Source organism: uncultured Brevundimonas sp., from assembly GCF_963975535.1.
Lineage (GTDB): Bacteria > Pseudomonadota > Alphaproteobacteria > Caulobacterales > Caulobacteraceae > Brevundimonas.
Genome location: NZ_CAXBHE010000004.1, coordinates 45,486 through 66,374, shown reverse-complemented (window position 1 = coordinate 66,374; position 20,889 = coordinate 45,486). Strand labels below are relative to the sequence as shown.

At 66.3% G+C, this 20,889-nt stretch carries 19 protein-coding genes; 12 read left to right on the top strand and 7 right to left on the bottom strand.

The genetic code is table 11. The annotated features are described in order from the left end of the window. Positions 1-5: 5 nt before the first annotated feature. The 3 genes from purM (at position 6) to purN (ending at position 3,134) form a co-directional block, all read left to right on the top strand. Positions 6-1,043 carry a phosphoribosylformylglycinamidine cyclo-ligase gene (gene purM / locus AACZ75_RS06495; protein WP_339871958.1) on the top strand — a complete coding sequence of 346 codons (1,038 nt, stop codon included), beginning with the start codon at positions 6-8 and terminating at the stop codon, positions 1,041-1,043. Between the two features lie 109 nt (positions 1,044-1,152). Then, positions 1,153-2,538 (top strand): M28 family peptidase, encoded by a 1,386-nt coding sequence (locus tag AACZ75_RS06490; RefSeq protein WP_339871957.1) that lies wholly within the window; start codon positions 1,153-1,155, stop codon positions 2,536-2,538. Beyond that, positions 2,538-3,134 carry a phosphoribosylglycinamide formyltransferase gene (gene purN / locus AACZ75_RS06485; protein WP_339871956.1) on the top strand — a complete coding sequence of 199 codons (597 nt, stop codon included), beginning with the start codon at positions 2,538-2,540 and terminating at the stop codon, positions 3,132-3,134. The genes AACZ75_RS06490 and purN overlap by 1 nt, the downstream gene beginning before the upstream one ends. 16 nt (positions 3,135-3,150) lie before the next feature. Here purN and AACZ75_RS06480 read toward each other — a convergent pair whose 3' ends face one another. Both AACZ75_RS06480 and ndk read right to left on the bottom strand, forming a co-directional pair. Next, positions 3,151-3,804, bottom strand: coding sequence for a YoaK family protein (locus AACZ75_RS06480; RefSeq protein WP_339871955.1), 654 nt, complete (start codon positions 3,802-3,804; stop codon positions 3,151-3,153). A gap of 89 nt (positions 3,805-3,893) precedes the next feature. Then, the gene (gene ndk, locus AACZ75_RS06475; protein ID WP_339871953.1) at positions 3,894-4,313 is read right to left on the bottom strand and encodes a nucleoside-diphosphate kinase; all 420 of its coding nucleotides are present in this window, start codon (positions 4,311-4,313) and stop codon (positions 3,894-3,896) included. Between the two features lie 94 nt (positions 4,314-4,407). Here ndk and AACZ75_RS06470 point away from each other — a divergent pair, with 94 nt between their 5' ends. Both AACZ75_RS06470 and AACZ75_RS06465 read left to right on the top strand, forming a co-directional pair. Continuing rightward, positions 4,408-6,297, top strand: a complete 1,890-nt coding sequence (locus AACZ75_RS06470; RefSeq protein ID WP_339871952.1) for an ABC-F family ATP-binding cassette domain-containing protein — start codon at positions 4,408-4,410, stop codon at positions 6,295-6,297. A 10-nt stretch (positions 6,298-6,307) separates the two neighbouring features. Next, complete coding sequence (locus tag AACZ75_RS06465) at positions 6,308-6,556, top strand: DUF2164 domain-containing protein (RefSeq protein WP_339871951.1); 249 nt, start codon at positions 6,308-6,310, stop codon at positions 6,554-6,556. On the opposite strand, the gene AACZ75_RS06460 is transcribed toward AACZ75_RS06465, so the two are convergent. Genes AACZ75_RS06460 through AACZ75_RS06445 form a run of 4 tightly spaced genes read right to left on the bottom strand, consistent with a single transcriptional unit; the run spans position 6,557 to position 9,114 of the window. After that, entirely contained in the window at positions 6,557-6,841 is a 285-nt protein-coding gene (locus AACZ75_RS06460) for a hypothetical protein (RefSeq protein ID WP_339871950.1), read from the bottom strand. A gap of 13 nt (positions 6,842-6,854) precedes the next feature. Next, the gene (locus AACZ75_RS06455; RefSeq protein WP_339871949.1) at positions 6,855-7,190 is read right to left on the bottom strand and encodes a hypothetical protein; all 336 of its coding nucleotides are present in this window, start codon (positions 7,188-7,190) and stop codon (positions 6,855-6,857) included. Further along, positions 7,172-7,621: a DNA polymerase III subunit chi gene (locus AACZ75_RS06450; protein WP_339871948.1), complete on the bottom strand. Its 450-nt coding sequence runs from the start codon at positions 7,619-7,621 to the stop codon at positions 7,172-7,174. Before AACZ75_RS06450 ends, AACZ75_RS06455 begins: the two co-directional genes overlap by 19 nt. Positions 7,622-7,638: 17 nt before the next feature. After that, a complete protein-coding gene (locus AACZ75_RS06445) occupies positions 7,639-9,114 on the bottom strand; it encodes a leucyl aminopeptidase (protein WP_339871946.1) in 1,476 nt (491 codons plus the stop codon). 140 nt (positions 9,115-9,254) lie between these two features. On the opposite strand from AACZ75_RS06445, the gene AACZ75_RS06440 reads away from it, so the two are divergent. From AACZ75_RS06440 to AACZ75_RS06410, 7 genes are all read left to right on the top strand, one after another. Then, complete coding sequence (locus tag AACZ75_RS06440) at positions 9,255-10,391, top strand: LptF/LptG family permease (protein ID WP_339871945.1); 1,137 nt, start codon at positions 9,255-9,257, stop codon at positions 10,389-10,391. Then, positions 10,388-11,533, top strand: coding sequence for an LptF/LptG family permease (locus AACZ75_RS06435; RefSeq protein WP_339871944.1), 1,146 nt, complete (start codon positions 10,388-10,390; stop codon positions 11,531-11,533). The genes AACZ75_RS06440 and AACZ75_RS06435 overlap by 4 nt, the downstream gene beginning before the upstream one ends. A gap of 33 nt (positions 11,534-11,566) precedes the next feature. Continuing rightward, positions 11,567-14,068, top strand: coding sequence for an LPS assembly protein LptD (lptD, locus tag AACZ75_RS06430; protein ID WP_339871943.1), 2,502 nt, complete (start codon positions 11,567-11,569; stop codon positions 14,066-14,068). A gap of 78 nt (positions 14,069-14,146) precedes the next feature. Then, complete coding sequence (locus AACZ75_RS06425) at positions 14,147-15,481, top strand: peptidylprolyl isomerase (protein ID WP_339871942.1); 1,335 nt, start codon at positions 14,147-14,149, stop codon at positions 15,479-15,481. Next, complete coding sequence (gene pdxA, locus AACZ75_RS06420; RefSeq protein ID WP_339871941.1) at positions 15,481-16,482, top strand: 4-hydroxythreonine-4-phosphate dehydrogenase PdxA; 1,002 nt, start codon at positions 15,481-15,483, stop codon at positions 16,480-16,482. Before AACZ75_RS06425 ends, pdxA begins: the two co-directional genes overlap by 1 nt. A 164-nt stretch (positions 16,483-16,646) precedes the next feature. Further along, complete coding sequence (rsmA, locus tag AACZ75_RS06415) at positions 16,647-17,468, top strand: 16S rRNA (adenine(1518)-N(6)/adenine(1519)-N(6))-dimethyltransferase RsmA (RefSeq protein ID WP_339871940.1); 822 nt, start codon at positions 16,647-16,649, stop codon at positions 17,466-17,468. Continuing rightward, positions 17,468-18,604: an aminotransferase class I/II-fold pyridoxal phosphate-dependent enzyme gene (locus tag AACZ75_RS06410; RefSeq protein WP_339871939.1), complete on the top strand. Its 1,137-nt coding sequence runs from the start codon at positions 17,468-17,470 to the stop codon at positions 18,602-18,604. The genes rsmA and AACZ75_RS06410 overlap by 1 nt, the downstream gene beginning before the upstream one ends. Positions 18,605-18,659: 55 nt before the next feature. Here AACZ75_RS06410 and AACZ75_RS06405 read toward each other — a convergent pair whose 3' ends face one another. Then, entirely contained in the window at positions 18,660-20,414 is a 1,755-nt protein-coding gene (locus AACZ75_RS06405) for a rod shape-determining protein (protein ID WP_339871938.1), read from the bottom strand. Positions 20,415-20,889: the final 475 nt, after the last annotated feature.

Genomic DNA, 20,889 nt, shown 5'->3' with positions numbered 1-20,889 from the left:
GACCGATGAGTGACACTCCCGAAACCCCGCGTGGCGGCCTCACCTATGCCGATGCCGGTGTGGATATTGATGCCGGCGAAATGCTGGTCGATGCGATCAAGCCCCTGGCCAAATCGACTCGTCGCCCCGGCGCCGAGGCGTCGCTTGGGGGATTCGGTGCGCTGTTCGACCTGAAGGCGGCCGGTTTCATCGATCCGCTGATCGTCGCCACCACCGACGGTGTCGGCACCAAGCTGAAGATCGCCATCGAGACCGGGCGCCACGACGAGGTCGGCATCGACCTGGTGGCCATGTGTGTCAACGACCTGCTGGCCCAGGGGGCCGAGCCGCTGCTGTTCCTCGACTACTACGCCACCGGCAAGCTGGAGATCGACGCCGCCAAACGCGTCGTGTCCGGAATCGCCGAAGGCTGCCGTCAGGCGGGCTGTGCGCTCGTCGGCGGCGAGACGGCCGAAATGCCGGGCATGTATTCGGGCGGCGACTATGATCTGGCCGGCTTCTCGCTGGGCGCGGTCGAGCGTGGCCATGCCCTGCCGTATCTCGACCGTCAGGCGGCCGGTGACGTGATCATCGGTCTCGCCTCCTCCGGCCCGCATTCGAACGGCTATTCGCTGATCCGCAAGGTGGTCGAGGCCTCCGGCCTGGCCTGGGGGGACGACGCCCCCTTCGCCCGGGACCGCACCCTGGCCCAGGCCCTGATGGAGCCGACCCGCATCTATGTGAAGCCGGTGCTGCCGCTGATGAAGGCCGGGCTGATCAAGGGCGCGGCCCATATCACCGGCGGCGGCCTGATCGAGAATCCGCCCCGCTGCATCGCCGAGGGCCTGCAGGCCGAGTTCGACTGGAACGCCTGGCCCCTGCCCCATGTGTTCCAGTGGCTGGGCGAGGTCGGCGGCATCAGCGATCACGAACTGCGCCGCACCTTCAACTGCGGGGTGGGATTCATCCTGATCGTCGCGCCCGAGAATGCCGAACCGGTGCTGGCGGCCCTGCTCAATGCCGGCGAGGCGGCCTTCATCTGCGGCCAGCTCACCGCCGGCTGACGGCATCAGGGTCCCCGGCGACGCTCGCCGGGGCGCGTTGAGCCGTCGCATTGACCCTCCCGCGGCGGCCCGGCAAGGTCCGCGCCCCGGTATTCAGTGAGGCCCGATCATGCGCGTCGTTTCCATCGCTCTCTTCGGGGCCTGCCTCGCCGCCGCGTTCCCGGCCCTGGCCCAGACCCCGGCCGCCGTCGAACAGCCGCTGCTGCACACCCTGGCCGCCGAGGTGCAGCCCGAGCGGATGCGCGCCGACATTGAGGCCCTGGTGGGTTTCGGCACCCGTCACACCCTGTCGGAAACCCGTTCCGAGACCCGCGGCATCGGGGCGGCCCGACGCTGGACCCAGCGTCAGTTCGAGGCGATGAGCCGCGACTGCGGCGGCTGCCTGACCATCGCCACCCCCTCCGACACGGTGACCGGGCCCCGCGTGCCCGTACCGACCGAGGTCGTGAACGTGCTCGCCATCCAACGCGGCACCGGCGACCCGGACCGGGTCATCATCATCTCGGGCCATATCGATTCCCGGGTCACCGATGTGATGAATTTCACCGACGACGCGCCCGGGGCCAATGACGACGCCTCCGGCGTGGCGACGGTTCTGGAGGCGGCGCGGGTGCTGTCGAAACACCGGTTCGACGCCACCCTGGTGTTCGCGGTCCTGTCCGGCGAGGAACAGGGGCTGCTGGGCGGCAAGATCCTGGCGGATTATACGACCGCCCAGGGCTGGCGGGTCGGGGCCAATCTGAACAATGACATCGTCGGCAATTCCGAAGGGCAGAGTGGCGTGCGCAACACGACGCGGGTCCGGGTGTTCTCGGAGGGCACCAAGACGGTCGAGACCGCGGCCCAGGCCGAGCGGCGACGCTACAACGGCGGCGAGGTCGACTCCTCGTCACGCAACCTCGCCCGCTTCATCGACGGCATCGCCGACCGCTATCTGACCAATTTCGACGTCGAACTGATCTATCGCACCGATCGCTACGGCCGCGGTGGCGACCAGGTCGAGATGCTGCGCGCCGGCTTCCCCGCCGTGCGCCTGTCCGAAGGGGCCGAAAACTACGACCGCCAGCATCAGGACCTGCGCACCGAGGGCGGCGTCGTCTATGGCGACACCCTCGACGGCGTCGATTTCGCCTATCTGGGCCAGGTGGCCCGGCTCGACGTCGTCGCCATGGCCGCCCTGGCCAAGGCCCCCGCCACCCCGACGGGTGTGACCATCGACGGCGCGGTCAAGCCCGACACCACGGTGACATGGCAGGCCGTACCCGGCGCAGCGGGCTATCGCGTCTGGTGGCGCGCGACCACAGCCCCGCAATGGACCCACAGTCGCTGGGCCGGATCCGCGACCGAACTGGTCCTGCCGGGCGTGGTCATTGACGACTGGTTCTTCGGCGTCTCGGCGGTCTCGGCGGATGGCTACGAGAGCCCGGTGGTCTTCCCCGGTCCGGCGGGTGCGTTCGTCTCGGTCGGCGATCCCGCACCGCGTCCGGGGCGCTGATGCCGATCCGGATCCCGGGTCGCCGTCGGGTGGCCGTTCTGATCTCCGGGGCTGGATCAAACATGGCCACCCTGATCGCCACGGGCCAGGCTCCCGATGCCGCGTTTGAAGTCGTGCTGGTGATTTCCAACACGCCCGATGCCGGGGGTCTGGCGATCGCCGACGCCGCAGGCGTCCCCGCCCTGACCATCGACCACCGGCCCTACGGCAGGGACCGGGCGGCCCATGAACAGGCGATCGATGCCATGCTGAACGAGCACGGCGTCGAGGTGGTCGCCCTGGCCGGCTATATGCGGCTGCTGACCCCCTGGCTGGTGGGCCGCTGGGCGGGACGGATGCTGAACATCCATCCCAGCCTGTTGCCCCTTTACCCCGGTCTGGACACCCATGCCCGGGCCCTCGCCGCCGGCGATGCCGAGGCCGGCTGCACCGTCCACATCGTCACCGAGGGCGTCGACGAGGGCCCGCCTCTCGGGCAGGCCCGGGTACCGGTGCGCGAAGACGACACGCCCGAGACCCTGGCCGATCGGGTCCGGATCGCAGAACACGCACTGTATCCGGCCGTGTTGAGCAATTTCTGCCGGACCCTGCATTAGCGAATTGTACGTGCCGTCAGTCGCCGCGAGCGGCTCGTGACTCCGCCCGCCAAACGAAGGCCGTCAGCAGGACCACCGTAGCCGCAGCAGCCCACAAGGCCAGGACGCCGTACCGCAGGAACATCACCGCGCCCAGCGCCCCGCCGCAGGCCAGACCACCCCACAGCAGCAGAAATGGCACCCAGTCCCAGCGCGGACCTCCGTGCAGGGCTGTGGCGATCCTCTGGCCGATCCGCACCAGGGTGCCGGTCATATAGGTCAGTCCGACGCCGACCTCCCCGTTCTTCTGGAACACGGCATTCTCGACGCCCATGGCCAGGACCACAGCGACCATGCCCGGCCCGTTCAGCCCGACGGAGCAGAGACCAGCCCCGATCAGTAGCAGCCCGGCCTCAAGACCGAGGATTACCGCCCGCCGCCCCTCGCCGAAGCGCCGGGCACAACTGGCCCCCAGAACCACGCCGCAGACGAACAGGCCAATCAAGCCGATAGCCAGCAGGGCCTGGGTCCATTCACCGGTGGCCAGTCCAACACCGAACCGGGTCGAATTGCCGCTCATGAAGGACACGAAGAACCCGCCAAGCGTCAGAAAACCCACAGCATCGACATAACCGGCGAGCGCCGACAGGGTGGCGGCCAGAAGGACACCGCGATGGCCATAGTCTTTCACGGCATTGTTTCCTGCACCGGGGAAGCCTGACACGAAAACGGCCGGATCGTTACTGATCCGGCCGCCTGTCGTTCGATCTGGACGATCGCCTAGCCGACGATCTGGTCGTCCGTGAAGAACTGGGCGATCTCGATGCCCGCGTTCTCGAGCGAGTCCGAACCGTGGACCGAGTTCTCGCCGATCGACAGGGCGAACAGCTTGCGGATGGTGCCGTCAGCGGCGTCCTTCGGGTTGGTCGCGCCCATGACATCACGGTAGGCAGCGACGGCGTTGGGGCCTTCCAGCACCTGGACGACGACCGGCTCGGCGATCATCTGGCCGACCAGCTCGCCGTAGAACGGGCGTTCGGCGTGGACTTCGTAGAATTTCTTGGCCTGGGCCTCGGTCAGCTTGATGCGGCGCTGGGCCACGATCCGCAGGCCGGCACCTTCGATCACGGCGTTGATCGCGCCGGTCAGGTTGCGGCGCGTGGCGTCGGGCTTGATAATGGAGAAGGTGCGTTCGGTCATGGAAAAGGACTTCTTCTGTGGGAGTTTGAAGGTGGCGGGCTTATAGCGGCGCCCTCCCCGGTTTCCAACTGCTGTCCGAAACGTCTTTCCTGCCATGCTCCAGATCACCGACCTGACCTTCAACGCCTGGGGCCGCAAGTTCCTGGAAAACGCCTCCGTGAGCCTGCCGCCGGGGGCCAAGGTCGGCCTGGTGGGCCGCAACGGCGTGGGCAAGACCACCCTGTTCAAGCTGATCCTCGGCGAACTGGCCGCCGGTGGCGATGAGATCAGCCTGCCGAAGACCGCGCGGATCGGCTCGGTCGACCAGGAACACCCGGCCACGCCGTTCAGCGTGCTCGACACCATTCTGGAAGCCGACGTCGAACGTCACACCCTGATGGGACGGCTGGAGACCGCCCCGCCGGAAGAGCTGGGCGAGATCTGGGCCCGGCTGATCGACATCGACGCCGACTCGGCCCCGTCGCGCGCGTCGGAAATCCTGGCCGGACTGGGCTTCGGTCAGGACGACCAGCAGCGGCCGATGTCCGAATTCTCCGGCGGCTGGCGCATGCGCGTGGCCCTGGCCGCGGCCCTGTTCGCCGAGCCGGACATGCTGCTGCTCGATGAGCCGACCAACTATCTCGATCTGGAAGGTGCCCTGTGGCTGGAATCCCGGCTGGTCAAATATCCGCACACCGCCCTGATCATCAGCCACGACCGTGAGCTGCTGAACAACTGCTGCACCCACATCCTGCATCTCGCGAACAAGACGATGGAGCTCTACACGGGCAACTACGACACCTTCGAGAAGACGCGTGGCGAAAAGGCCCGGCTGCAACTGTCGGCCAAGGCCAAGCAGGACACCGAACGCGCCCACCTCCAGGCCTTCGTCGACCGTTTCAAGGCCAAGGCCTCCAAGGCCGCCCAGGCCCAGTCGCGGATGAAGCGGCTGGCCAAGATGGAGCCCGTCGCCACCACGATCGAGGAACGGGTCGCCCCCTTCACCCTGCCGTCGCCGCCGCGTCCGCTGGCCCCGCCGCTGATCCGGCTGGAACGCGCCAATGTCGGCTATGAGACCGGCAAGCCGATCCTGCGCAACCTCAACCTGCGCATGGACCTCGACGACCGCATCGGCCTGCTCGGCGTCAACGGCGCGGGCAAGTCGACCTTCGCCAAGATGATCGCCGGGGCCCTGAAGGTGTCCGACGGCGAACTGCACCGTGACCGCAAGATGCGCGTCGGCTGGTTCCACCAGCACCAGATCGAGGCCATGGACCCGACCGACACGCCACTGGAAATCATCCGCCGCGCGATGCCGGACTCGACCGAGAGCAGCCGCCGCTCGAAACTGGCCCAGTTCGGTCTCGGCTACGAGAAGCAGGAGACCACGGTCGAAAGCCTGTCCGGCGGCGAGCGCGCGCGCCTGCTGCTGAACATGGTGGCCATGGACGCGCCGCACGTCCTGATCCTCGACGAACCGACCAACCACCTCGACATCGACAGCCGCCGGGCCCTGCTGGACGCGCTCAACCGCTACAACGGCGCGGTGATCCTGATCACCCACGACCGGTCGTTGATGGAGCTGGTCGCCGACCGCCTGTGGCTGGCGGCGGACGGGACCGTCAAACCCTATGACGGCGACATGGACGACTATGCCAAATTCGTCCTCGACCGGGCCAAACAGGCCTCGGTTCGCCCGACCCAGGTCAAGGACGAGACCGCGGTCGCAGCCGGCGGTGGCGGCGGCAACAAGAACAGGAAGAACAACAAGAAGTCCGGCCCGTCGCCCTCGACCCTGCGCCACGCGGTCAAGAAGGCCGAGGAGCGGATGGCGGCCCTGACGGCCGAAATCGCCCGCATCGACGATGACCTGGCCAATGCGGCGATCAACAATCCCAAATCACTGGAAGGCCTGACCCGGGCGCGCGGCAAGACCCAGACGGATCTCGACGCAGCCGAGCAGGCCTGGGTCTCCGCCGAGGAAGCCCTGGCCGAGGTTTCCTGAGGAGACAGCGATGAAGCCGATCGAATTCACGCCCGCCGAACGGGCCGACATCTGCGGCCGTATCCAGGGCTGGTTCCGCGATGAACTGGATCAGGACATCGGCCGCCTGCCCGCCGAGATGCTTCTGGCCTTCTTTGCCCGGGAGATCGGCGGCGACTTCTACAACCGCGGCCTGTACGACGCCCAGGCGATCGTTGCTGCCAGGGCGGAGGATGTCAGCGAGGCGATCCTCGGCCTTGAACGCGCCCGGGGCCGGTGATCAGCCGCAGTCGACCGACTTGATAATGCCCGTCGCCTCATCAAAACGAATGTTCAGCCGGTCCGGATCGTGATCCATCGTGGCGGCGCAGGTGGTGCAGACCAGGCGCACATTGGCATCCCGCGGAAAGGTCACCGCCCCGACATGGCTGCCGATCAGCGAGCGTGAAGCCACGGCGTCGCAGCGCGCCGGCGTGGGGGCCTCCGTGACCGGAACCGGGGCGCACCCCGCCGCGAGGACGACAGCGAGCCCGCTCAGGACCGCGGCAAGACCGGGTTTTGACATGGGCAGTGTACCCCTAGCCACAGCGCACCTGCTCGACCAGATTGGTGTCTGCGTTGAAAAAGATGTTCAACCGGTACGGCGAATAGTCCTGGGTCACCGGGCAGGTCGTGCACACGACCCTCCGGTTGATGACGTCGACCGGCACCGGAATGTCGGTTCGGGGCTTGCCCACCAGCCATTGCAGCTCGCCCGCGCGGCAGAGGTCGCGGGTCGAATCGTCCGGCATCCGGGACCCGACGGGGCGGCTGCGCTGGGCCGCTTCCAGCGTCCGCGGGGCCGACTGGTCGGAGACCGGCGTCGACGAGCAACCCGCGAGGGCCAGCAGCACGATCAGCCCGCCTTTTCCCATCGCCCCTCGGGAGACTGCTTCCAGTAGGCCAGCGTCGCGCCCTGGGCCTTCAGCGCCTTCCAGCGCTCGCGCGACCCGGCCAGGGCCGCGTCGTTCTGTCCGTCGAAGATGATGAAGCATCGTTCCAATCCATCCGTGACGCCGATTTCAGCACCATCGATCATGAATAGCGCCTGAGCAGCATTCAGGTTCTCGCCCGATTCGCTCAACAGGATCGGCTGGCGATCGGCATTCGGCTCGGACGCCCGGCCGTGAGCCAGAAAGCTGTCGTCCCGCCACGTCCACAAATGCTCGTCCAGCGCCTCCAGCCGGGCCGGATCGGACACGTGAACCAGGGCCTTCCAGCCCCGCTCACGCGTCTTTTCCAGCAGTCCCGGCAAGACCTGCTCAAGCGTCGACCGCTCGAGATGATAGAACCAGAACTCGCACATCACAGCTGTCCGGGGTTTCAGCTCTCGTAGGTGTCGGCGACCATCCGGTCGAGCGTCCGCACGCCGAAGCCCACGGCCCCTTCCGGCACGATGGCGCGCGTCGACTTCTCGGCCCAGGCCACGGCGGCGATATCGAGGTGGGCCCACGGCGTGTCATTGACGAAGCGCTGCAGGAACAGGGCCGCGGTGATCGACGCACCGGCCCGTCCATTGCCCATGTTCTTCACATCGGCAATCGGGCTGTCGATGTGCCTTTCGTACTGTTTCGGCAGCGGCAGACGCCAGAAATTCTCGTCGACCTTCTTGCCGGCCGCGATGACCGGATCAGCGACCGCGTCCGAATTCGAGAACACGCCCGCATAGTCCTTGCCGAGGGCGACGATGATCGCCCCGGTCAGGGTGGCCAGATTGATCATGAATTTCGGCTTGAACCGGTCCTGGGTATACCAGAGACAGTCGGCCAGAACGAGCCGGCCCTCGGCGTCGGTGTTGATGATCTCGACCGACTGGCCGGACATCGAGATGACCACGTCGCCGGGACGCTGGGCGTCGCCGTCGGGCATGTTCTCGACCAGGCCGATGACGCCGACGGCGTTGACCTTGGCCTTGCGGCCGGCCAGCGCGTGCATCAGGCCCGACACGGCGGCCGCGCCACCCATGTCCCACTTCATGTCCTCCATGCCCTCACCCGGCTTGAGGGAGATGCCGCCGGTGTCGAAGGTCACGCCCTTGCCGACGAAGGCGATCGGCTGATCGCCGGCCTTGCCGCCATTCCACTTCATGATGGCCACCTGGCTGTCCCGGCGACTGCCCTGGCCCACGCCCAGCAGGGTGCGCATGCCCAGGATTTCAAGTTCGGACTCGCCGAGAATCTCGACTTCGAGGCCCAGCGACTCGAGCGCCTTGACCCGACGGGCGAACTCGACCGGATAGAGGACATTGGCCGGTTCGGCGACCAGGTCGCGGGCGAAGATGATGCCATCGGCCACGGCCGACATCGGGCCGAAGGCCGCCTGGGCGGCCTTCACGTCGGCACAGACGACCCGGACCGTGTTGATCGACGGGACCTTGTCGGGCTTCTGCTTGGTCAGGTATTTGTCGAACCGGTAGGCCGCGAGGCGGGTCGCGAAGCCGATCCGGGCCGCCTGTTCGGACGACAGGGCGGAGGCATCGACGGTCAACGCGGTGGCCCCGGACAATTTGGCGGCGTGATAGGCCGAGCCGGCCGCGGACTCGATCGCGCCGTCATTGAGCTTGGCCGCATCGCCCAGACCACTGAGCACGACCGCGCCCGCGTCGATTCCGGTCGGTGCCGACACCACCAGGGTGCTGTCGCTCTTGCCGGTGAAACGGCTGGCGGTCATCGCCCGGGACAGGGCACCCCCGGCGGCCTTGTCATAATCGGCACCGGCCCCGACCAGGGCGCGGTCCTCATGCACGAGGACAACCAGGATTTCCGCGGCACCGGCCGCCGAGACAAACTCGACCTTCATAGATTTACTCCAGCCGGAGCGGTCTGCCCCGGTCTTGATTACAGGCAACTGGGCAATCGTGACCGGTTGTCCCGGACACGTGACGGTGTGTATTAGAGTCCCTCTTTGGCTCGCCTGCAACCGGGCGATTTTTTTCTGTCATGACCCTCATTCAACGCTATTTCTTTCGCCAGATCGCCCTGCCCGTCGCGGCCGCATGCGCGGCGCTGGTCGGGATCGGCATTCTGAGCCAGAGCCTCGACCAGCTGGAGATTATCGTCGAGCGCGGACAGAGCGTCTGGGTCATGGTCAAGCTGACCCTGCTGGCGGTCCCGCAACTGCTGGCCGTGATCCTGCCCATCGGCCTGTTCGTCGGGGCCCTGATCTCCCTGACCCGGTTGCAGCGCGAGCAGGAACTGACCGCCGCCTTCGCCAGTGGCGTCACGCGCTGGGCTGTGATCCAGCCGGCCGTTCTGCTGGCGGCGATCGTGGTCCTGATGTCGCTGGTGACCACCCTGGTGCTGCAGCCCGCCGCCCAGCGGCAGGCACGGGCCGAAGCCTTCGCCATCCGGACCGACCTCGCCGCCCTGCTGGTCGAGGAGGGACGGTTCGTCCAGGGCCCCGGCGGCCTGACGGTCTACGTCCAGCAGGTCGAGCAGAATGGCCTGATGAAGAACCTGTTCGTCTATCTGGACAACGGCAAGGCCGTGCGAACCTGGGACGCGAACGAGGCGCGCTTCGGCCGCAGTGCCGACGGTGCGCCCACCCTGCTGCTGAAATACGGGACGATGCAGGAATACTCATCGAAAGGCGTCCTGAACCAGCTCTCCTTCGACAGCCTGCCTTTTGACCTGTCACCGTTTACCGACACCGATGAAAAGGTCCGTTACAAGCCTTCCGATCTGTGGATTGGCCAGCTGTTCAATCCGTCCCCAGCCGTGCTTGCGCGGGTCGGCACCCGCGGGGAATTGCTGGCTGAGGCCCATTCACGGCTGTCGTCGCCGCTCTATGCGCTGACCGCCATGGCCATGGCGCTCGCCGCGATCATGGGCGGGTCGTTCAGTCGCACCGGCTACGGTGCCCGGATCGGCAAGGCAGCCGCCGCCTTCCTCGTCGTGCGCGTCCTCGGCTATATCGTCGTGGCGGCCAGTGCCTGGAACGGCTGGCTCAACCTGCTTCAGTATTTGCTGCCCCTGGCCGCCACGGCCGTCGCGCTCAGGCTGGTGTTCATGGCATTGAAGCCGCACCGTCGCTGGACCGGGCCGGCCTGGCAGCGGCTGAAGGCCCGATTCGCATGATCGCTCCCGCCGTATCCCGCTTCGTCGTGCTGCCGGTCAGTCGCGTGCGCCTCGGCAGCATCGAACGCTATGTGCTGGTCCAGCAGATGCGCGCCCTCGGCATGGCCCTGGCGGTGATCTCGGCCCTGGTCATGCTGATCGATTTTGTCGAAATTTCCCGCGGCGTCGGTTCCGACGTCGACCTGTCGGCCCTGCGCATCCTTGGCCTGATGGTGCTGAAGTCCCCGGCCGTCATCATCCAGTTGCTCCCGTTCGTCTTCCTGTTCGGTACCCTCGCCGCCTATATCGGCCTGAACCGGCGCAGTGAGCTCATCGCCATGCGGGCCGCCGGGGTCTCGGCCTGGCGGTTCGTGCTGCCGGCCGCCGGCGCGGCCTTCCTGCTGGGGATCGTGACCGTGACAGCGCTCGGTCCGGCGGCGGCTTCGGCCGATGGCCTGTTCCAGCGTGAGCGCGGACGCCTGAGCAGTGGCGCGGCCGGGACGGACAGCTCCGGCGTTGTCTGGCTGCGCGAGGGCGACGGACCGCGTCAGGTGGTGATCCGGGCCGAACGCCAGGACCGGGCCAACGCGCGGCTGCTCGGCGTGACCTTCTTCATCTATTCGACCGACCCCGAGGGCCGGAGGGTGTTCACCGAACGACTCGACGCGGCTTCGGCCAGCCTCAGCGCCGGTCGCTGGCGGCTCGTTGATGCGATCGGGGCCCAGACCGGGCAACGCGCCGTGCCCTATGCAACGCTCGACCTGCCCTCCAGCCTGGCCGACGAGGAGGCCTTCGAGCGGTTCGCGCGACCGCTCTCGACCCCCTTCTGGTCCCTGCCGGCCCAGATCAAGCGTGTGGAGGACGCGGGCTTTTCATCGACGGCCTACAGACTGCGGCTGCAGCAGTTGCTGGCGACCCCGCTGATGTTCGCCGCCATGTCGATCCTGGCCGCGGCCTTTTCATTGCGGCTGATGCGGCTGGGCGACCTGGCCCGGATGAGCGCGGCGGCGGTCGTGCTCGGGTTCGGCTTCTTCTTTCTCAACCAGTCTGCTGCGGCCTTCGGGTCGGCCGAGGTGATTCCACCCTTTGTCGCGGCCTGGCTGCCCCCCATCCTGACGGCCCTCGCGGCCCTGACCTTGCTGTTCTATACCGAAGACGGCTAAGCGGACGCTCATCCGTCCCAGAGTGAATGTCGAATGCAGCGTGACCGCAGCGTCCTGAACAGGCGAGCCCTGCGCCTCCGGCTTCTGGCCGGAACGGCGGCGATCCTGCTTGGACCCTGGGTCCCTGTCGCAACGGCCCAGGCCCAGATTCCCGCACCGGCCGCTTCCGCCACACCCGGTCCGGACGGACTGACGCCCCAGGCGGCCTATTTCGACGCCGATATCCTGAGCCGCGACGGCGATGTAGTGACCGCCGACAGCTATCCGGGAAGCCGGGTTCTCGCGCGTTTCCAGCAACATACCCTGCGCGCCGGCAGGGTCACCTATGATCTGGCCGAGGGGCTGGCGTCCGCCTCGGGCAATGCCCAACTCGTGGATCCGGACGGCAACGTCGTCTTCGCCAGTCTTCTGGAGCTCAATTCCGATCTCCAGACCGGAGTCGCCGTCGATTTCGCGACCCGAATGGCCAACGGGGCCAGCCTGATGGCCGCCACCGCCGTGCGCCGCAGCGCCACGGTCAACGAGCTCAACTACGCGATTTTTACACCCTGCCCGGTCTGCAACGCCGACGGCAGCCACCGCACCCCCACGATCTCGATCCAGGCCGAGCAAGTGGTCCAGGACGAAAGCCTGCGGGCGATCCTGTACCGCAATGCCGTCTTCAAGGTCGGCGGCGTCCCGGTCTTCTACCTGCCGGTCTTCGCTCACCCCGACCCGACCGTCGAGCGCGCCTCGGGTTTTCTGGTGCCGTTGGTCAACTACGACGAAGGCCGGGGCATCAGCTACGAACAACCCTATCTCGTGGTGGTCTCACCGTCCGAGGACTGGTTGATCAGCCCACAGATCAACTCCCGGGTCGCGCCGCTGCTGAACCTCCAGTGGCGCCGCCGGTTTGCCAACGGCACTGTGGTGGCCCGAAGCGGCTACACCTATGCGCAGAATTTCGGTGATTTCGACATCGACGGCGACGGCATCGACGACACCAACGTTCCCCTGGCCGAAGAACATCGAAGCTATCTTCTGGCCCATGGACGGTTCGACCTGGACGGACCGTGGCGCTGGGGCTTCACGGCCGAACGGACCTCCGACAAAACCCTGTTCGACCGCTATGACGTGATCTCCCCCTACCAGGACAACGGCCTCTACTACGGCGACCAGCGCCGTCTGATCAGCCAGCTGTACGCCGAACGTCAGACAGCCCACGCCTATCTGTCGGTCGCGGCCTTCTCGCTCCAGAGTCTGCGGGTCGCCGCGGCCAACGAGGACGCCCCCGGCCTGAACATCTTCGAAAACGACAACAGTCTTCCGCTGGTCGCCCCGTTGATCGATGCCCGCTGGGAACCGTCCGGGCCCGTCTTCGGCGGTCGGTTGCGCCTGCACGGCTCGTCCGTGGCCCTGTTCCGCGACGCCTACGTCGGCGGTCCCGTCCTGCGGCCCGAGCAGATTCCGACAGGCTCCACCCTCGGTCTGCCCGGCGTCGACAGCCGACGCCTCACCGCCCAGGCAGAGTGGCGACGGATTGTCACCTCGGCCGCCGGGCTGCGGTGGGAGCCGTTCGTCGACGTGCGCACCGACGTCTATTCGGTATCGGACCTGCCGCCGATGCTCGGCGTCGACAGCACGACGATCACGCGCGGTCGCGCCACCGCCGGACTCGACGTCAGCTATCCGCTCATCCGCCGCTTCGCCGACGGCACCGACCTGGTTCTGGAGCCGGTCGGCCAGTTGTCCGTGTCCACCGATGCCGATCTCGACCCGCGGATTCCGAATGAAGACAGCCAGACCCTTGAGCTGGACGAGAGTTCGCTGTTCCGCGTCGACCGCTTTCCCGGCCAGGACCTCTACGAAGGCGGCCTTCGTCTGACCGCCGGCACCCGCGCCACATTGAACTGGGTCGGCGGCCGGCAGGCCAGCCTGTTCATTGGCCGCAGCCTGCGTCTGGATGAGGAACCGGCCTTTCTGGTCCCGGTGCCGGACGCTCCGTCGCAACTCTATGACCCGACCGGGCTGGCGGCGAAGTCGTCGGACTGGGTCGTGCAGGGCAGTTTCACCCCGTCGGACCGGGTTCGCGGCTGGGGTCACGCCACCGTCGACAGCAGCGGCAGTATCCGCCGCGCCGAACTGACCGTCGACGGTCGCTGGGGACGGCGTAACCAGGGGAGCCTGACCTATATCGTCGACCGCTCCGACCCCCTGCGGCGGCTGAACCCCTATCCCAACCCGTTCGATCCGGCCGCCCCGCCGATCCAGCAATCACTGAATCGCAACTACGAATTCGTCCAGTTGGCGGTGCAGCAATTTGTCCGCGGCAACTGGGGCATGACGGCGACCGGCATCGTCGATCTGGAGCGGGATCTGATCACCCGGTCCGAAGTGGGCCTGCTGTTCGACGATGATTGCTTCCGGTTTGAGATCGGTTTCCGCAGGGACAATACCCGCGTTCGACCCAGCGGCCCGTCCGAAGGTGTCTATGTCCGCCTAAACCTCGCCACTTTCGGCGGTTCAGGTTATGGACAAAGCGACAGGCGTTGGTAGCGACGCCGATAAGGCGCGCAGGCCGTTGGCGATCCATCCGGATCGATACGTTGCCGCCTCGAGGAATCAGGACTGACGATGCGTTTTAAGCGTTACATGACGGGCGTCGCCATCGCCGCGCTCCTGGCCGGCTCGGCCCATGCCCAGAATCCGGGACAATCCCCGATCGCTGCGGGAACCCTGAATCCGGCCTCCGAGGAGGCCCCGGCCCGGCCCGTCACGGCACCGGAATTCCGCATGGCCGACGGGATCGTCGCCACGGTCAACGACAGCATCATCACCGGCTTCGACCTGCGCCAGCGTATGCTGCTGGTCATCGCCATGACCCAGGTCCAACCGACGGACGAAAACATTCAGGCCATCCAGCAGGAAGCCCTGAACGTCCTGATCGATGAACGTCTGCAGGCCCAGGAAATCGCTTCCTACAAGGACCTCATCGTCTCGGACGCGGAAGTGGACGCCGAGATCGCGGCCATGGCGCAGGAGGTTGGCACCACGGCCGACACCTATCTGAGCTTCCTCGCCGAAGGCGGCATCCGCCCGCAGACCCTGCGCGAACAGATGCGCGTATCGATCGGCTGGCGCGCCCTGGTGGGGGGACGCTTCGGCAGCCGCGCCCGGGTCAGCCGGGGCCAGGTCGAGCAGGTCATGCGTCAGCTGGCTGAGTCCGCGTCCAAGCCCCAGTATCTGATCGGTGAAATCTATATCGAGGCCGCCCGCGTCGGCGGCCAGCAGCAGGCGCTGGACGGCGCGGCCCAGCTGGTCCAGCAGATGGTCCAGGGTGCCCCGTTCCAGGCCGTGGCCCAGCAGTTCTCGGCCGCGCCTTCGGCCGTGCGCGGCGGTGACGCCGGATGGGTGGTTCAGGGTACGGTCCAGCCGGCGCTGCAGACGGCTCTGGACCAGCTCAACGTCGGACAACTGTCGCGGCCGATTCCGGTCGAGGGCGGCGTCTACATCATCTACATGCGCGACAAGCGGGACAATTCGGCCAGCAGTCTGGTGCAGCTGAAGCAGGTGATGGTGCGCTTGCCGGAGTCGGCGAGCGAGGCCGACGTGATGGCCGCGACGACGCGGCTGACGGCGCTGCAGCCGCAGCTGACCTGCGACAACATGCTGGCGCGGGCCACCTCGGAAGAGGGCCTGCTCGGCGCCGACCTGGGCGAGGCCGAGGTGCCGAGCCTGGCCCCGCAGTTCCAGCAGGTGGCCCGGTCGGCCGCCGTGGGCTCGGTCAGCTCGCCGCTGCGTACGCCGCTGGGCGTGCATCTGGTGGCCGTGTGCGGCCGTCGCGCCGGCGGCATCGAGGCCCCGTCCTATCGCGACGTCGAGAACCGGCTGCGCAGCCAGAACCTGGCCATGCTGGGCCGTCGCTACATCCGCGACCTGCGCGCCGACGCCCTGATCGAGATGAAATAATGCCCGGGCCCCTGCCGCCGCTGGCCCTGTCGCTGGGCGAGCCGGCGGGCGTGGGGCCCGAGATCATCGCCGCCGCCTGGAAAGCCCTGAAGGCCGAGGGCCCCGTCTTCGCCGTGATCGGGGACGCCGGCCTGCTGCGGGCGCGGGAGGTGCCGGTGGTCGAGATCACCGCCCTGTCCGACGCGCCCGGCGTGTTCGCCCGCGCCGTGCCGGTCCTGCACCATCCCCTGCCCGCCCCGGTGCGTCCCGGCCATCCCGAGCCGGCCAATGCCGCGGCCGTGGCCGACGGGATCGAACTGGCGGTCAACCTGGCCATGTCGGGCGAGGCCTCGGGCGTGGTCACCGCCCCGATCGCCAAGGCCCCGCTGTATGCCGCCGGCTTCCGCTTTCCCGGCCATACGGAATTCATCGCCGAACTGACCGCCGACCTGCCGTTCCGCGGCACCCGCGGCCCGGTGATGATGCTGACGGCGCGCGACCTGCGCGCCTGTCTGGTGACCATTCACGCCCCCCTGTCGGAGGTGCCCGAACTGGTCACGGTCGAGCGGGTCTGCCGCACCGCCCGGGTGGTGCATGAATCGATGCAGCGCGATTTCGGCATCGCCCGCCCGCGCCTGGCCCTGGCCGCCCTGAACCCCCACGCCGGCGAAGGCGGGGCCATCGGCCTGGAGGAGATCGAGGTTCTGGCCCCGGCCGTAGCCATCCTGCGCGCCGAAGGCCTCACCATCAGCGATCCGACGCCCGCCGACACCCTGTTCCACGACGAGGCCCGGGCTGGCTATGACGCGGTCCTCTGCCTGTACCACGATCAGGCCCTGATCCCGGTCAAGACCCTGGACTTCTGGGGCGGCGTCAACGCCACCCTGGGCCTGCCCGTCGTGCGCACCTCCCCCGACCACGGCACGGGGTTCGACATCGCCGGCCAGGGCGTGGCGCGGGCCGACAGCCTGATCGCCGCGATCCGGCTGGCCGGGGTGATGGCGCGGGCAAGGGCGGGCTGATCGTCTCCTCCCTGTTGCGAAGCAATGGGGAGGTGGATCGACGGCGAAGCCGGCGAGACGGAGGGGGGGTGGTGCGCACGGCGGGTTCCCTCCACCGCTTCGCGGTCCCCCTCCCCATTGCATGGGGAGGAGACGGGGCGCGGGCGGTGCGCTAAGCCCCCCCAATGACCGACCTCCCCTCCCTGCGTGAAACGCTCGACGCCCATGGGCTGCTGGCCAAGAAGAGTTTCGGCCAGCATTTCCTGCTCGACCTGAACGTCACCCGCAAGATCGTGCGCCTGGCCGGGCCGTTCGAGGGGCGCAGTGTGATCGAGGTCGGGCCGGGGCCGGGCGGGCTGACGCGGGCCCTGATCGAGAGCGATGCCGGCCAGGTGGTTCTGGTCGAGAAGGATCCCCGCTTCCTGCCGCTGCTGGCCGAGCTGGACGACGGCACCGGGCGGCTGGTCACGGTCGAGGCCGATGCGCTGAAGGTGGATGAAGCGTCGCTGGTCGCAGGCCCGGCCCATGTGGTCTCCAACCTGCCCTATAATGTCGGCACGCCACTGCTGATCAAATGGATCACCGGGCCGTGGCTGCCGGTCGCCCTGACCCTGATGTTCCAGAAGGAGGTGGCCGAACGCATCGTGGCCGCTCCGGGCGAGGACGCCTATGGCCGGCTGGCGGTGATCGCCCAGGCCGTGTGCGAGGCGCGCATCGTCATGCATCTGCCGGCCGCGGCCTTTACCCCGCCGCCCAAGGTCGCCAGTGCCGTGGTGCATCTGATCCCCCGCCCCGACCGCCCCGACCGGGCCACGCTGAAACGGCTGGAGACGGTGACGGCGGCGGCCTTCGGCCAGAGGCGCAAGATGCTGCGCTCCAGCCTGAAACAGCTGGGCGGGGCAAGCCTGTGCGAGGCCGCCGGGGTCAATCCCGACGCCCGCGCCGAGGTCATCGACGGGGCCGGCTTCCTGCGGCTGGCGAACGCGCTGAAGGCGAACGCGCGCTGATGACGACCGGAATCGAACCGTTTCGCGCCATTGCCATCAGCCGGCTGGCCCATGCGCTGAAGGCCGGGGGGCGCAGCATCATCCATATGGAGTTCGGCCAGCCCTCGACCGGGGCTCCGGCCGCGGCCATCGCCCGGGCCCATCAGGTGCTGGACAGCGACGGCATGGGCTATTGGGAAAGCCCGCTGCTGAAGGCGCGGATCGCGCAGCATTATCAGGATCGCTATGGCCTGACGGTCGCGCCCGAGCGGCTGTTGCTGACCTGCGGGGCCTCACCGGCCCTGGTGCTGGCCCTGACCTCGCGTTTCGCGCCCGGCGACCGCATCGCCATGGCCCGGCCCGGCTATGTCGCCTATCGCAATACGGTGCGCGGCCTGCGCATGACGCCGGTCGAGATCGGCTGCGGGCCCGACGACCACTATCAGCTGACAGCGCGAGCCCTGGCGGCGCTGGAGCCGGCCCCGGCGGGGGTGATCATCGCCAGCCCGGCCAATCCGACCGGATCGATCATCCCGGCGACGGAGCTGGCGGCCATCGCCGCCGTCTGTGCCGCGCGCGGCATCGTCATCATCTCGGACGAAATCTATCACGGGCTCAGCTTCGGCGCGCCGACGCCGTCGATGCTGGAGTTCACGCCCGACGCCCTGGTGATCAACAGCTTCTCGAAATACTGGAGCATGACCGGCTGGCGGCTGGGCTGGCTACTGGTGCCGGCCGACCATGTCGAGACGGCGAAAGCCTATATCGGCAACCTGTTCCTGACCCCGCCGTCGCTGAGCCAGCACGCCGGACTGGTGGCCATGGACCAGCATGAGGAGCTGGAGGGCCATGTCGCCGTCTATCGCCGCAACCGAGAACTGATGCTAGCCGCCCTGCCCGCCCTGGGGCTGAAGACCATCGCCCCGCCCGACGGGGCCTTCTACATCTGGGCCGACATCGGCCACCTGAGCCACGACAGCCTGGCCTTTTGCGAGGCCCTGCTGCGCGACACCGGCGTGGCCACGGCCCCCGGCATCGATTTCGACCCGGTCGACGGCGAGCATTTCATCCGCATCAGCTTCGCCGTGTCGACCGCGGAGGTGGAAGAGGCGTTGCAGCGGATGGTGGCGTGGTTTGGGGCGCGGAAAGCGGGGTGATGGGGGCCAGCTGGCAGACTTCTGCCGATTGAGCGACGCCCGTTAATCTCCACGCTCAAACGGTATGATCGAGCAATCTTACGAAAGCCGGATCTTCAAGAATAAGGGACAACCCACGAATAACAGCTGAGGCTGGGTCAACCGAAATGCTTACGGGAAGACCTGTGTGGTCACGAACCTCTTCCGCTAGACCGCTCAGAAGTGCGCCACCACCAGTCAGCATGAGACCATTCCTCTGCGCCGCATCAGCAATTTCTGGCGGAGTTGCCTCAAGCGCTACCTTAAATGCTTCAATAATTTGCGTAACTGGCTCAGCAATAGCTTCTTCAACGTTCTGATCAGTTATAAATGTTGACGACTTTAACTTTCTAAACTTATCAAACCCGACAATTTCGTACGGTGAATTATTCTCATTTGAGAACCTTACCGCCTTATAACGCCTCTTGATCAACTCACATTCACTTAATGATACAGATACACCTTTAGTGCGAAATATGTAGTCCTGTAGTTTTATAGTAAGATCATCGCCACCAACCATTATTGATCTCGAGTAAATCAACCCGTTAAGAGCAACGACAGAAATTTCTGTCTTTCCTGCTCCAATATCAGCAATCATACATCCCTCTATGCCAGAAACATTCATTCCGGCACCCGCTGCGGCGGCAATAGGCGCATCTATAACTCGCACCTTCTTTGCCGGTAGCGTTTTGACGACGCGTTGCAGGGCTCGGCGCTCCACGGCGGTAGCTCCTGATGGAACTGCAACCAAAACCGTTGGCCTGGCGATTCCTCGACTTAGTTGGGCACCACTAACAGCACGCTTGAGGAACGCCTCTGTAACCGCAGCATCCGCAACCGCTCCGCCGATCATCGGCCGCGCCGATAAGGGGACGCCGCTCAGCCACTCCAGGCGCGTTGGGTTAGCTCCCCGCACCCGGGGAAGCACCTCGCTCTCCACCACGACCCCGCGCCCCTTAGCGAAAACCTGAAGCTTGGAAGTTCCCAAATCGACGGCGACATCGTCCGTTACAAGACCAAAAGTACGCGCCACATTGATCTGGACCGCTGCACTCACTGTCGAGGAAGCGCCATCTCCAAGCGCCTGCACAGCGCGCCTTAAAACTCCCAGCCCCAGGTCGGCCGTGGCAGCCGCCCGTTCCGTTACATCACGAAGGAGGCCTGTGACAGAATCTGGAATACCCTGAAGGGAAAGCGCTTGTCGAAGCGCAAGCCTCGCATTCGAAGCCATTCCTTGGAGCTGGAGGGACAGGGCTATCGCATCAATACCCGCGACATGGGCGAGGATGGACGACGCCACGCCAGCCGACTTTGTCACCGCATTTAGCGGAATACCGATCGGTCCGAAATTTAGCGAAAATCCATCGAGCGGATCGCGTCTTATTTCTTTTCTTATATCCTCTAGCGAGGATTGAATGAATTCAATCCCACTAAGCATCCCAGCAACTTCTTGCTCGTAATCTTCTCGCTTTACAAATAACTGCGCGGTAGCTCCGACACCCTTTCTGTCCACAATATCGCGAGCCGATTCGCGCAAACTTGCAACGGCATACTGATACCTCAGCTGATCGCTGGTAAAGTCTCCGTCAGAGAATTTTACGGGCAATACAATTTCTAAAATCTGTCCAGCAACTAATTCTGCTACCTCGTTTGAATCATCTCGAAGCATGTCTACAAACGCATGAATGATTTTCCATTCTACAATTTCATAGCCGTCGATTGGATAATTAGGGGCAGGCGTTTGCTTAAGTTGTTCTAGAGCCGAAGCTAAAGAATCTGACATTGCTGACATGGTGTGTCCGTACTGAGTATTGCGACATTGCACGACGACAAGCCGTCAGCCATCTAACGACCGCAGTGATTTCGGAACGTGACTTTGAAGTGTATTTTCGGAAGACGCACCAAAAAATGCCGCAACACGCCCGACGGGATAACGGTGTTGCCTTAGGAGTCGATCATCTCGCGTCTCGTGGCCCGCGATTGAACACACCCGACACACCGCCCCGGCCACAGCGGCCACAAATGCGACCTTCCCGGCCGGAATCCGCGCTTTGCTGCGCACCAGCCCGCTGATCTGACGCGGCTTTCTGCGGCGGAGCGCTGAATTTCCCGCCTCGGTCCGGGTCTGGGTGACACTGGGGCATGATCCTTACCCTGCCCGCTTCACCACACCGTCGTGCGCCTGGCGCATTCGCCGTCGGCGGGTGTGGGCGCGTACCCGTGCCCGCGATCTGGCGGGTGCGCGTGCCGCCGCCCTGGCACCGCCC